The sequence below is a fragment of the uncultured Methanobrevibacter sp. genome (assembly GCF_900316895.1).
Taxonomy (GTDB): Archaea; Methanobacteriota; Methanobacteria; order Methanobacteriales; family Methanobacteriaceae; genus Methanocatella.
The window spans coordinates 1-13,526 of the sequence record NZ_ONER01000044.1; the positions used below are offsets into that span (position 1 = coordinate 1).

General features: G+C 37.9%; 10 protein-coding genes. 9 read left to right on the plus strand and 1 reads right to left on the minus strand.

Annotated elements, in window-relative coordinates; all coding sequences use genetic code 11:
* Window positions 1-113 precede the first annotated feature (113 nt).
* A complete protein-coding gene (locus QZN27_RS05995) occupies window positions 114-482 on the plus strand; it encodes a zinc ribbon domain-containing protein (protein WP_296784980.1) in 369 nt (122 codons plus the stop codon).
* On the opposite strand, the gene QZN27_RS06000 is transcribed toward QZN27_RS05995, so the two are convergent.
* Entirely contained in the window at window positions 479-991 is a 513-nt protein-coding gene (locus QZN27_RS06000; RefSeq protein ID WP_296784985.1) for a hypothetical protein, read from the minus strand. The two genes, QZN27_RS05995 and QZN27_RS06000, sit on opposite strands and share 4 nt — an antisense overlap.
* 93 nt (window positions 992-1,084) lie before the next feature.
* Here QZN27_RS06000 and QZN27_RS06005 point away from each other — a divergent pair, with 93 nt between their 5' ends.
* From QZN27_RS06005 to QZN27_RS06040, 8 genes are all read left to right on the plus strand, one after another.
* Entirely contained in the window at window positions 1,085-1,999 is a 915-nt protein-coding gene (locus QZN27_RS06005; protein ID WP_296784988.1) for a ribose-phosphate diphosphokinase, read from the plus strand.
* Between the two features lies 1 nt (window position 2,000).
* A complete protein-coding gene (locus QZN27_RS06010; RefSeq protein WP_296784992.1) occupies window positions 2,001-2,291 on the plus strand; it encodes a hypothetical protein in 291 nt (96 codons plus the stop codon).
* A gap of 5 nt (window positions 2,292-2,296) precedes the next feature.
* Window positions 2,297-4,261, plus strand: a complete 1,965-nt coding sequence (gene uvrB, locus QZN27_RS06015; protein ID WP_296785000.1) for an excinuclease ABC subunit UvrB — start codon at window positions 2,297-2,299, stop codon at window positions 4,259-4,261.
* A gap of 81 nt (window positions 4,262-4,342) precedes the next feature.
* A complete protein-coding gene (locus QZN27_RS06020) occupies window positions 4,343-6,256 on the plus strand; it encodes a cysteine peptidase family C39 domain-containing protein (protein ID WP_296785004.1) in 1,914 nt (637 codons plus the stop codon).
* A gap of 195 nt (window positions 6,257-6,451) precedes the next feature.
* The gene (uvrA, locus tag QZN27_RS06025; RefSeq protein ID WP_296785006.1) at window positions 6,452-9,340 is read left to right on the plus strand and encodes an excinuclease ABC subunit UvrA; all 2,889 of its coding nucleotides are present in this window, start codon (window positions 6,452-6,454) and stop codon (window positions 9,338-9,340) included.
* Window positions 9,341-9,601: 261 nt separating this feature from the next.
* The gene (locus QZN27_RS06030; protein ID WP_296785009.1) at window positions 9,602-11,101 is read left to right on the plus strand and encodes a DUF2193 domain-containing protein; all 1,500 of its coding nucleotides are present in this window, start codon (window positions 9,602-9,604) and stop codon (window positions 11,099-11,101) included.
* Between the two features lie 9 nt (window positions 11,102-11,110).
* Window positions 11,111-11,878: an MIP/aquaporin family protein gene (locus QZN27_RS06035; RefSeq protein ID WP_296785013.1), complete on the plus strand. Its 768-nt coding sequence runs from the start codon at window positions 11,111-11,113 to the stop codon at window positions 11,876-11,878.
* A 169-nt stretch (window positions 11,879-12,047) separates the two neighbouring features.
* A complete protein-coding gene (locus QZN27_RS06040; protein ID WP_296785015.1) occupies window positions 12,048-12,866 on the plus strand; it encodes a DUF368 domain-containing protein in 819 nt (272 codons plus the stop codon).
* The last annotated feature ends 660 nt before the right edge of the window (window positions 12,867-13,526 follow it).

Sequence of the window (13,526 nt, forward strand, 5' to 3'; positions counted from 1 at the left end):
GGATTCAAATATTATTCGGAATTGGTAAATGAAAATTATTTGGGGGAATTTTTCCGGGAAGTGGCCATGAAGTTGGAAAAATAATTTATATTAAAAGAGATTAATTTTAACTAATGACAAGAACATGTAAAAATTGCGGATTTGTTAATCAGGATGATTATGATTTTTGTGCAAAATGCGGCACACCGCTGGTTGAAGGATTGCAGCCTAAAAATGTTTATGTTTATAGGGCGAATCAGCTTCAGGTGAATAAAAAGGCACTTGCAGTAGCCTATATAATAACCATATTTTTATCATGGAGCGGTTTTGTTGTTGGTTTGATTTCAAAGCATACTCATTTCGCAGTTTTCACTTTTTTTGGTTTTTTCATGCCTTTCTACCTGGTGCAGGCAAAACACCCCACCTTAAGAAAGCATGGTTTGATAATGATGATGATTTCATTGGTTGGCGTATCACTTTCATTCTATGTCATGTTTCACTAGACAAAATGGAATGTGATTTTTCCAAGTAATATCTGAACCGGAATTTGGAGCAGGTTAGGAATGTGTTGACTCATTGCAGTGTCTATTGCATCGCCTCTTGACATGCTTCCTTGAACATTATCGTTTCCTGCATAACCGAAGTATCCGTCATTTGCACGGATGTCATCCACAATGGTGTCACCAAATATGGCTTCAGCCCCTTCGCTGCTTAAACTAACGATTAGATGGGGTGTAAAATGATATGTATAGCTCATTATGTCTCGGGCAGCCCCGTACGGATCTTGGGGATTGTCAATATGGACATTATGAAGGGTCTGTCCTTGTGAATTAAATGAACTTCCAGGGTAAATCCAATCAAATCCGAACATTGAAAATGTTGCGGCCATATCAATACTTCCATCTTCGCCCATGTCCTCACAGACTATTAAAATTGGGCTAACAAGTGTAGATGCCATAAATATTACTATTACGGCTACAACTGCTAGGATAATTAAATTTAATTTTTTCATATTAAACTTTTATAATCGTTTATGATATTAATACTTAACCTTTTTAATTATCAAAAACATATATAATTTCAAATAGAATTTTTTGGTGATATTGTGATTATAGGTGGTTCAGCTTCTCAAGATTTAGCAGCTCATGTTGCACGCGAACTCGATGAAGAATTATGTTATGTTGAAACTCGTAAGTTTCCAGATGGTGAAAGATATTTAAGAATCAACGGCGAACTTGAAGACGAAGTGACCGTTATCCAGTCAACAGGATATCCTCAGGATGAAAATCTAATGGAATTGCTGTTCATAATTGCCAATCTAAAAGATTTGGGAGTTAAAAAGGTAAAAGCTGTAGTTCCATACATGGGTTATGCAAGACAGGAAAAACGTTTCAATCCTGGAGAGACAATTTCCGCTAAAATCATTTGCGAATTGATTCAGGCAGCCGGCGCCGACGAATTCATCACTTTCAACATTCACGAGGAATGTGTTTTAAACTTCTTTGACATTCCTGCAAGAAACATCTCAGCAATGCCTGCCATTGCCGAATACCTGGACAAGAAATTCTTCAAAAAGACTGATGAAAAGCCATTAATAATCGCTCCTGACAAGGGGGCATATGGATTTGCACAGGAAATATCCGAAATCATAGGATGTGACTGCACATATTTGACAAAAGTCAGATTGGGTCCGGATAAAGTGGAAACCAAAATTGTTGATGTCAGATGCGACAGTGAAAGCGAAAACACTGTAAATGTTGATTCTGTAAAAGGCATGCATGCAATCATCATCGATGATATCATTGCAACCGGAGGAACTATCGTCAATGCAATCAACATCTTGAAGCAATACGGTGCATCATCTGTTGACGTATGTTGCGTACACCCTATTTTAACCAATAACGGTGCTGTAAGAATCTACGCTGCAGGCGCCAATAAGATCATTGGAACAAACAGTTTGTCTTCAGACACTTCACGCGTATCACTTGCAAAATCCATTGCTGATGCTTTGAGGGAATGAAATGGATAAGGAAGCTATTAAAAAGGAACTCATCGATAAATCCAACGATATTTTGACAAAATATTCCGAACCTGATGTTGTTGAGGACATTTCAGTCATGAACATGTCTGCAAAGACAGTGTTCCTGGGTTCCCTTAAGGTTTATAATACTGAAATTGTTCCTAATGTCATAAAAGACTTAAATAAGCAATTGAAAGGATATGGGGAGTTGATTGTAAGGGACCAGAGAGTCGCTCCATGCTGCGCTCCAAGCTATATCCACATCAGTTTCAATATCACAATTAAAAACTAGATATCATGAAAGAATTCAAATTAAAATCGCCCTATAAACCATTGGGCGATCAACCAAAAGCCATTAACTCTTTAGCTGAAGGTATTAACAATGGGGTTCGAGAACAGACTCTTTTAGGGGTAACAGGTTCAGGAAAGACTTTCACAATGGCCAATGTCATTGAAAAGGTTCAGAAGCCAACCCTGGTCATTTCACACAACAAGACCCTAGCCGCCCAACTGTATGAGGAGTTCAAGGAATTTTTCCCGGACAATGCCGTTGAATATTTTGTCAGCTATTATGATTACTATCAGCCTGAGGCATATGTGCCAAGAACAGACACATTCATCGATAAGGAAGCATCAATAAATGACGATATCGATATAATGAGGCACTCAGCAACCCAATCTCTCCTGTCAAGGGATGATGTTATTGTTGTAAGCAGCGTAAGCTGTATTTACGGTATAGGTTCTCCTGAGGACTATGGCGAATTTGCCTTTGGAATTGCTGTTGGAGACATTTATGAGAGATCAGAAATCCTTTCACGATTGGTCTTCATGCAGTATGAGAGGAACGACATAGAATTTGACCGTGGTCAGTTCAGGGTTAGGGGAGATGTCATTGAAATCAATCCGGTTCACGGAACACCTCCGATAAGGATAGAACTCTTCGGTGATGAGATAGATGCTATCAGCATAATTGACAAGGTCACAGGCAAAAAGCAGGAATCCCTTCAAAGATATATGATTTTCCCTGCAAAACACTTCGTTGTCGGCCAGGACAAGATGGACATTGCACTTTCAAAGATTAGAAACGAATTGGATGAAAGGTTGTCAGAGTTAAATTCAATGGGAAAAATGCTTGAGGCTCAAAGGCTCGAACAGAGAACTCGTTTTGATATAGAAATGCTTCAGGAAATGGGATACTGTCCTGGAGTAGAGAATTATTCCATGCATTTGTCAGGAAGGGAATGGGGAGAAAAGCCGTATTCTCTTTTAAAGTACTTCCCCGATGACTTTTTAACAATAATTGATGAATCTCACGTTACTGTCCCTCAGATTAGAGGAATGTATAACGGTGACCGTGCACGTAAGGAAACCCTGGTCGAGCATGGTTTCAGATTGCCGTCAGCCAAGGAGAACAGGCCATTGAGATTTGATGAGTTCGAATCATCAGTAAATCAGGTAATCTACGTTTCAGCAACACCGGGACCATATGAGCTTGCAAAATCTAGAAATGTGGTTGAGCAGATTATCAGGCCGACAGGTCTTGTGGATCCTGAAGTGCTGATTCGTCCGGTAACAGGACAGGTTGAAGATTTGCTTAAGGAAGTCAGACTCACTGCAGAAAAGGATGAAAGGGTACTTGTAACTACATTGACAAAAAGGATGGCAGAGGATTTGACTGATTATTATGCAAGAATCGGCGTTAAAGTAAGGTATATGCACTCCGAAATCGATACTCTTGAGAGGATTGACATTGTGGATGATTTGAGGAGAGGCAAATTCGATGTGCTTGTTGGTGTAAACCTTCTAAGGGAAGGTCTGGACTTGCCTGAAGTGTCTCTGGTAGCTATTTTGGATGCAGATAAGGAAGGATTTTTAAGAAACGAAACATCTCTGATACAGACCATCGGGCGTGCCGCAAGAAACGTCAACGGCCGTGTAATAATGTATGTGGATGAAATGACCGATTCGGTCCAAAAGGCATACGACACCACACTCAAAAGGCGCAAGCTGCAAATGAAATATAATGAGGTTCACGGAATTACTCCTAAATCCACCCAAAGGACCCTCAAGGAAAAACTCGCTGAAGAGGATGAAAAATACAAGGGAATTGGTCGTGATGTCAGTAAAATACCAAAAGATGAGCTTAACTTGTTGATTCGTGATTTGGAAAAAGACATGAAGGATGCGGCAGCAAGGCTTGACTTTGAAAGGGCAGCTGATTTGAGAAATAAACTGTATGCATTAAAAGGCTTTGAAAAATAGCCTTCCTATTATTTTTTCTTTTTTTTAGGTTAAACAAATATCATTAGCTATTTATATTCCTTTTGAACAAAAGTATATGTGATGTTATTTTCAAAAAAACATGTTAAATTCGCATTAATTTTAATGATTTTCGCTGTATTATCGGTTTCTATCGTTAGTGCAAATGACATTAATTCAACAGATGTGCTGACTGCTGATGATACCAGTGAACATATTGAATTAAGTGATGATTCGGATGAACTGGGTCCAGGAGATGTACTATCCGAAAATCAGGCTCCTTCAATCCAGATTAACACGTCTGAGGTCACTACGGGTGAAGAGATTGAAATTTCTCTTAAAGATTCAAATAATGTGTCATTGGTTAATAAGAATTTAACAGCAATAATAAACAATGAACAACACCCGCTTTTTACGAATGAAAATGGTACTGCAAATTTAAAGCTTAATTTGCCTGCTAAAAGTTATGTTTTGCAAGTTAATTTCATAGGTGACGGCACCTATGCTTCTGTCAATAAAACCTTTGATATAACAGTTTCAAAAATCAATGCAACACTTGCTTTTGGCCCGACCAGTTTAAAAAACGGCGAGTATCTTTATGCTTACCTGAAATACATTAATGGAACCCCTATTCAGGGTCTTCCCCTAACATTTAATGTGAATAATAATCTGTATACCTATGACACTGATTCAAATGGTTGTGCAGGCCTAAAAATCAGCTTGTCTGTAGGATCACACGGCATAACCGTTAGCTTTGATGGAAATGACTATTATAATGCTGTTAGCCAAACAATTAATGTAATGGTTCTCATACCTACTTCAATCGTTATCGGCAATTCCATCCTTTTGACCAATGGTTTTTTAAGGGTATATCTAAGAAGCGATACTCAATCAGTATTGGCTAATCAGCTTATAAAAATCACTATCAATGGCAAGGTTTACACCCAAAGAACCAATTCCGAAGGGATAGTCATTTTCAAGCCTATGCTGGGCACAGGCACACTCACACTCAAAGTGGAATTTGGAGGAACTTCTACTGTTGCGCCATCCGAGGCTACAAAACAGGTTACAGGCATTAAAGGGGATCCGAAAAATCCTTTTAAATCCAAAATTCCTTTGAGAAATGGTATTCCTGACGTGGATTATATGACTGGAAATTATGTTATGGCCGATCCGGATATGACATACACCCTTTTAAAATCCCAGTATAGGGAAGTCATTAAAAGGGACAGCTACTGTCTATATTTGAAAAAGAAATTAAGCAAATACACTTTCTTCAAGTCAAAATCCGAGCCAAAACTCAATCATATTATCAAAAGGGAAAAGTGGAATGTAATTGAAAGGGCGCTTAACACAAAAATCGTTAAGAAGAATAAGCATAACTATTGGCCAAAACAAATCACCGCTTCCCTTAAGGGAAAATCCTATACCTATCCTGAGGTAAGGGATGTGCAGAATACCGGATACACTTGCGGACCGACTTCTGCCAGTATGTGCAGCCAGGCGTTGAGAAACTACTACTGCGAAAAATACCTGGCTAAAAAGGCAGGTTCCAATGCATATTCAGGTTCAAGTACCAGTGGTCTTAAAAAGGCTTTAGAGAAATGCCATTTCAAATGTTCTTTTTACTATAAGAGTTCATTCAACAAGGCTTTAAAACAGCTTAAGAAAGGAGGCGCTGCTTTAGTATTCCATACATGGAACCATTATGTCTGCATTTTGGACATAAGCAAAGACGGCAAGAAAGTGCTGGTGGGCAACCCTTCAGGGGATTATGACTATGGAAGCCATAGCATTCCAACCAACTGGCTGACCGTCAAGAAAATGAAAAAGCGCTTTAACAATTATGACACTTCAGGTCTGATTGTTAAACTCAAATACAAATTAAGTAAGTCAAAGAAAACTTCTATGAATTACTTCTACTCAAATATGGGTACTAAATGGTCTCGTCAAAATGTTAATGAAAGGATCCCTCAAATTCAAGATCCTTTCTATTAATTCTTTTTTTTATTTTTTTAAATATTGATTTTGCTTTATAAGATTATTGGGTCATTATACTATTGTTTCAGGCTCATATAGCAATGTTTATTAATTTTAAAAATTAATAATTAAACTATCTAAGAAATTACTTTTCAAATGCTCTCTAAAGTATTTTATATATTGGAGTATCTAATATTATTAAGGAGTTTAATTATGACTAATGAAGATAAAAAAATGATTGTCATCAAGGGTGCACGTGAGCACAATCTGCAGGATATTGATGTCAGTGTTCCCCGTGATGAGTTTATTGTAATTACAGGTCTCAGTGGGTCTGGAAAGTCTTCACTAGCTTTTGATACAATTTACGCTGAAGGACAGCGTAGGTATGTTGAATCATTATCCGCTTATGCAAGACAATTTTTAGGTCAGATGAAAAAGCCTGAAATGGAATCCATTGAGGGATTGTCCCCTGCGATTTCAATTGACCAGAAAACAACAAGGGAAAATCCAAGGTCAACTGTAGGTACAATCACTGAAATCTATGATTATTTAAGATTATTGTTTGCAAGAATAGGAATTCCGCATTGTCCAAATTGTGGAAAGGAAATCTCTCAGCAGACTATCGGCCAGATTGGTGATTCGGTCATTGAAGAGGGCGAAGGTGTCAAGATTCATATATTGTCTCCTGTTGTTCGTGATAAGAAAGGCCAGTTCAAGGATGTCCTGGACGATTTGAGAAACAAGGGATTTGTAAGGGTTCGTGTCGATGGTGAAGTCAGGGATTTGGATGAGGACATTGAACTTGCAAAGACATACAGGCACAATATTGATGTTGTAGTTGATAGACTGAAAATCAGAAAGGATGTTGACTTTAAAAGAAGGCTCGTCGACTCATTGGAAACTGCAGCGGAATTCACAGACGGTTTGATAACTGTTTTGTTTGACAATGGCGAAGAGCAATATGAGAAAAAATACTCAGAGCATTTTGCCTGCGTTGACTGTGGAATAAACTTTGAAGAGCTGACTCCAAGGATGTTTTCATTCAATGCCCCTCAGGGGGCTTGTCCTGAATGTAACGGTATCGGTTCAAAAATGGAAATCGATCCTGACTTGATTGTTCCAGACAAGACATTAACATTAAACGAGGGAGCAATTGCGCCTTGGTCAAAATCAGCCAAAAGGGAAAATTACTATTATCAGATGCTTGAAGCTGTTTCAAATCACTTCAACTTCAGCATGGACATTCCATTCAATGAACTGGACAGTGAATATCAAAATACCATTCTTTACGGATGCAAAGATAAGATTCCGTTTACATTTAAAAGAAGAAACAAGTCCTACATGGTAAACCGTAAGTTTGAAGGTGTAATTCCAAGGATGGAGAGATTGTACTTTGAAACCAAATCCAACTATTCAAGAAAATACATTTCCAAATTCATGAGCGACAGGAAATGTCATGTCTGTGACGGCAAAAGATTAAGGCCGGAAATATTGGCGGTCACTGTCGGAGGAAAGTCAATCATTGATGTTTGTGACTTGGCTATTAAGGATTCATATCAGTTCTTCCAGGATTTGGAGCTGACAGAAAGGGAAATGTTCATCGCAAAAGAGGTTTTAAAAGAGATTAAGGAGCGTTTAAGCTTTTTGGTTGAAGTGGGTCTCGACTATCTGTCAATGTCAAGGTCTTCAGGAACACTTTCAGGCGGTGAAGCTCAAAGGATTCGTTTAGCCACTCAAATCGGTTCAGGTCTGGTTGGTGTCCTTTACATTTTGGATGAGCCAAGTATAGGACTTCACCAGAGGGATAACATTAAGTTAATAGAGGCACTTAAAAGGCTTAAGGACTTGGGAAACACTCTTGTGGTCGTTGAGCACGATGAAGAAACCATCTTATCAGCAGACCATGTTGTTGACATAGGTCCTGGAGCCGGTGAACATGGAGGTAAAGTCGTAGCTCAGGGAACTCCTCTTGACATCATGAACAATCCCGATTCAATTACTGGCCAATACATCTCAAGGACCAAAAAGATTGATGTTCCTAAGGAGAGGCGTGAAGGAAACGGCAAATTCATTAAAATCATCGGTGCCGCTCAGAACAACCTGAAGGAAATCGATGTTGAAATCCCACTGGGCTTGTTCACCTGCGTAACCGGTGTAAGCGGTTCAGGTAAAAGTAGCCTAATCAATGAAATTCTTTACAAAGGAGCACAGGGCAAATTGTCCAAGAAGTTCATGTTTGCAGGCAAATACGAGGAAATTGAAGGTCTCGAAAACATTGACAAGGTCATTGCCATTGACCAAAAGCCGATAGGAAGAACTCCAAGGTCAAACCCTGCGACATATACTGGAGTGTTCACTGATATCCGTGACCTGTTTGCAAACACTCCTGAATCAAAGGCAAGAGGTTACAAGCCTGGAAGATTCTCATTCAATGTTAAGGGCGGAAGATGTGAGGCTTGTACAGGTGATGGTATTGTACAGATTGAAATGCACTTTTTGGCAGACGTTTATGTTCCATGTGAAGTCTGCGGAGGTAAAAGATACAACGAAGAGACTTTGGATATAAGATACAAGGGTAAAAATATCTATGAAGTCCTTGAAATGACTGTTGAGGAAGCTTTGGAATTCTTTGAAAACATTCCAAAAATCACCAAAAAGCTTCAGACATTATATGATGTCGGTTTGGGCTATATGAAAATAGGCCAGCCTGCAACAACATTGTCTGGTGGGGAAGCTCAAAGAATAAAGCTTGCAAAAGAGCTATCAAGAACAAGCACAGGCAAAACATTGTATATTCTTGACGAACCGACTACAGGTCTTCACTTTGCAGACATCAAAAGATTGCTAGAAGTTCTGGCAAGACTGACCGATGCAGGCAATTCTGTAGTCGTCATTGAGCATAACCTGGATGTCATCAAGACTGCTGACCACATTATTGACTTAGGTCCTGAAGGCGGAGACGGCGGTGGGGAAGTTATAGCTACCGGAACACCTGAAGAGGTGGCCGAAGCCGGAACCTATACCGGAGAGTTCCTTGAACGTATGCTTAATGAAAACATAACTCCATATGCAAAAGAATTAGTAGAAGATATTGGAAAATAATTATCTTCTATTTTTATTATTTTTAACAATTTTTCTTAATAATTCTATCAATCATTCCATCTTTTTGTTTTATTTTTTATGGTCATATTTAGTTAAAAATCTATCTTTTAAAAAAATTACATTATAAAAACTCATTTTTTTAGAAAATTTTCATTAAATTTATATATTTTACTGAATAAACCTTTTATCAACTAATAATAGTTAACTTTAAATAGTTGTTTAAAGCCTATTAGTAGTACAGTTATTATTCAGGTGATAATAATGAGAGAGTTATATGAAAAGATGATTAACGAGTCAATGGCTGCCCAAAAGGCAGATGTTGCCGTTATATCAGAAAATAGGTACAATGACTTTAAAATAACTGATGCAAAACCATATGCTGATGCGGTATCTGGCATGAAAGCATTGGACAACCAGGCAGAATCTGTAATTAACTTGCATAAGGAATCTGTAAAAAACCACTATGAAATTCTATCTTCCATTACAGACACATTGAAATGTGAAGATGATCCTTTCATTGAACATTTCCAAACTCCTCCTGTTCTGGAAATCTTATGTGAGGAAGACGGTGAATTTGCAGACAGCTTAGATAAGTTCATCCAAGCGATTGCAGATAGTGAAGCTCTAATCTCCAAAGAATCAATCAGAAGATATGGTGGATTTTATGGACCTACATGCGTAGTTGACTTTGCATTGATGCCTGGAAGTACCAGTAATGTGGTAAACCAAATATTGCAAAAAACAGACATCCCTGTAGCTCACAAACAGGCAATCCTTTCAGCAAAATCATGGGGTATGAACACCTCATATGGTGTGGGTGACGCCTTTGCCAATGCCATTGAAGCAGGTGCAACAGCAGCTGAAGCAACTGAAAAGGAAATTGCAGCATTGCAAATGATTTACAAAACACCTATTGAAGGACAAGGTCAATTGATGGATGATGCAGACCACTCTTCATTTGATGTAAGGGACTACATGAACAAATATAAAAAGGCAATGACACCAGTCGTTAAAGCTGCAATGGATGACGGAGTGCACTACGGTAACATTGTAACCGTTCCTGCATACTGTGTCGGAGATATAGGACACCATATTGGTCAATCCACTTACAACATGTGCAAAGACGACATGACCTTGGCAATCGTTCAGGCAACAGCTGAAGTTATTGATGCAACATTGAGAAATAACTTAGACAACTACAAATCAGCATTTGACGTGCTTAAGTTATCCACCGGTTCATCTGCATGTGCAACAGAGTTCATCTTGGAATTAGACGGATTCAATGCACCTATGGTAGTGGACTTATTCTCCAAAAGGTTCCACAACTTCGTACAGCAATATCCAACAAGGGGAGCAGCTGCAGAATTGCACAACTGTGACTTCATGGACATGATTTACAGAGGATTCAATGCAATCAGCGGTGCCAGAAAATTCAGAGCAGGCACTGGCGGAGAGTTAATTCCTAAAATCAATGGATTTGACGTTGACTTAAGTCCTATTTTAGCTAGTGAAACCGTAATGAATCCACAAAGGTACACTTACCCTGCATGTGCTATTACAGTAAGATTCTCATCTCTAATGAGATTAGCAGACTACCCATGTCTTTTAACTTCAGAACCAATTACAGCAACCATGATGACAAACATAATTGCACTTAACAAGGAAGCACCAGGATCCCCTGTAAGAGGATGTAAAAACTGTGCTGCCGCTTCACTTGTGGACAACAAACACGAATACTGTCAATGGAGAGAAGCTGTATAGGCGATAAAAATGACTTGCAATATTAGAAAAAAATTCTTTGCAGAACTACTTGGAACATTCTTCCTGGTCTTTTTCGGTACAGGCTCAGCAGTTGTGACACTTTTGATTACAAATGCTGCAGGCGCCACAGGAATCGGACCTTTGGGAGGACTTGGTGACTGGATTGCAATTGCTTTGGCATTCGGTCTGACTGTAATGATATGTATCTATGTGTTCGGAAAGATATCCGGTGCACACCTGAATCCTGCGGTAACCATTGGTCTTTTGGTAACCAAGAACATCGCTTTGGTTGACAGCATATATTATATTGTTGCACAGGTCATCGGTGCATGTTTAGGAAGCTTATGTCTATTCTTATGCCTTGGTGCTCCTGCAGTTACAATCGGAGGACTGGGTGCAACAGCTCCAGGACTTGGCGTAAGCTATATGCAGGCAATGTTTGCAGAATTTTTAGGAACATTCTTCCTCATGATGGTTGTAATGGGTGTTGCAGTTGACAAAAAAGCAGAACCTGGTTTTGCCGGAATATCAATCGGTATGACAGTAGCTGCAGTAATCGTGGTTTTAGGCGCATTCACCGGTGCTTCAATCAACCCTGCACGTACATTCGGACCATATTTGATGGACATGATTTTAGGAGGACAAAACCTCTGGGGATTCTTCCCAATATATCTTGTCGGACCTATTTTAGGTGCAATCTGTGCAGCATTCGCTTATGCATACCTTGCAAAGGACAGTGGAGTCTGTGAACTTCCACAGCCATTCAACGATGAATAATTATGATGGTTCAAATTTGTCACAAGTAAAAGATTAACCTTACTTGTGAACCATCCTTCTTTTTTTCAAAAACTTATTTAATACATGTTTAACTAATTAATTACTATAAGGTGATAATTTGAGTTTTGATATTAAGGAAGCTTTTTTCATATTTATTCGTGGAGTCCTTATGGGCTCAGCAGATATTGTTCCTGGAGTTTCAGGCGGAACAATAGCATTGATAACCGGAATTTATGCTCATTTGGTTGAAGCAATTAGTAAAATCAAGTTCGCTTTCATAAAACCATTATTTAAGGCTGATTTCAGAGGATTCTGGAATCAGATGCTTGAGGAAATAGATTTCAAATTCTTCATCCCATTGGTTTTGGGTATTGGAGTGGCATTTTTGACATTAGCTAAAGTGGTTACATTTTGCATGGATAATTACACTGCCTTGACATATTCATTTTTCTTAGGACTGATCATAGCTTCAGCAGTCGTATTATTTAAGAAACTCAATAAAGTTACTCTAAAAAACTTATTATTCACTATTTTGGGAATTGTTTTAACTTATATCTTTGTAAGCTTGAATCCTATAGCTGCAAACCACTCATTGATTGTCATATTCATTTCAGGAATGATAGCAATCTGTGCAATGATATTGCCTGGTATTTCAGGTTCATTTTTACTTTTATTGTTGGGACAGTACTCATACATGCTGGATGCACTTCACCAGCTAAATTTCACAGATATAATCGTTTTCGTGGTAGGTGCATTAATAGGAATACTTGGATTTTCAAAAATACTTAATTTTCTGATTAAAAACTATGAAGAAATTACAATGGCATTTCTAATTGGTGTAATGCTTGGATCACTGAAGGTTCCTGCAGCGCAAATCATGAATTCAGTCAGCATCAATATATCCGGATTGTTGCCTTGTGTTATTGTTGCTATAATTGCCTTTGCAATAATAATTGTTTTGGAATCCAGATTTGATTATATCGATTAAGAAATTTCTGCCATGTGTTGAGATTGGATTTAATCAGCTAATCAGTAAAAATTCAATAATATAAGTTTAAGTTACTTTCCAACAGTTTGGGGGCAGAAAAGACAAGGCTACTGTTAAAAAAATCCAATAGTCTTGTATAATTTATTTTTTTCTTTTCGGATTTTTCCATGCTTGTTTGTTTCCATAATGTTTTTTTTGCTAATTATAATTTTTAACTTTATTGTGTAAGAATTCTCCGGCTTCTTTAAGCCGGGGGATGAATTGCACATTTTAGTGGTTAGTGTCTATATTTTTTTTATGTGGATGGGGTGGTGAGATTAGTTTTCATATAATATGTAGGTTTATAATATGTAATATAGAAAGATAGGGAAAAACTTCAATAAGTTAATTTTTTTCCTTTCTTTTTTAAAACACGGTTTCATAATAATATATTCTAAAAAAAACAATCCTTTTAGTGATTATTTTTTTAGTCATTAAGTGATGATGTTTTAGGATTTTATATTTTAATAAAATGTGAAAAAAAAGATGTTGAATATGTGCGATAAAACTTTTATTTTAACTGATAAGGTTGAATTTGTTCCTGATGAAGAGATGGAAAAGGAATTATGGTTTAATATTAATGCCAGTGCTTTTGTGTACAATAAAACATTGGAGTATAGT

What these genes read in the sequence shown, in the direction of transcription:
- QZN27_RS06000 (WP_296784985.1), bottom strand. Translation starts at nt 991, where the DNA reads ATGAAAAAATTAAATTTAATTATCCTAGCAGTTGTAGCCGTAATAGTA.
- QZN27_RS06010 (WP_296784992.1), top strand. Translation starts at nt 2,001, where the DNA reads ATGGATAAGGAAGCTATTAAAAAGGAACTCATCGATAAATCCAACGAT.
- uvrB (WP_296785000.1), top strand. Translation starts at nt 2,297, where the DNA reads ATGAAAGAATTCAAATTAAAATCGCCCTATAAACCATTGGGCGATCAA.
- QZN27_RS05995 (WP_296784980.1), top strand. Translation starts at nt 114, where the DNA reads ATGACAAGAACATGTAAAAATTGCGGATTTGTTAATCAGGATGATTAT.
- QZN27_RS06030 (WP_296785009.1), top strand. Translation starts at nt 9,602, where the DNA reads ATGAGAGAGTTATATGAAAAGATGATTAACGAGTCAATGGCTGCCCAA.
- QZN27_RS06035 (WP_296785013.1), top strand. Translation starts at nt 11,111, where the DNA reads ATGACTTGCAATATTAGAAAAAAATTCTTTGCAGAACTACTTGGAACA.
- QZN27_RS06040 (WP_296785015.1), top strand. Translation starts at nt 12,048, where the DNA reads ATGGGCTCAGCAGATATTGTTCCTGGAGTTTCAGGCGGAACAATAGCA.
- QZN27_RS06020 (WP_296785004.1), top strand. Translation starts at nt 4,343, where the DNA reads ATGTTATTTTCAAAAAAACATGTTAAATTCGCATTAATTTTAATGATT.
- uvrA (WP_296785006.1), top strand. Translation starts at nt 6,452, where the DNA reads ATGACTAATGAAGATAAAAAAATGATTGTCATCAAGGGTGCACGTGAG.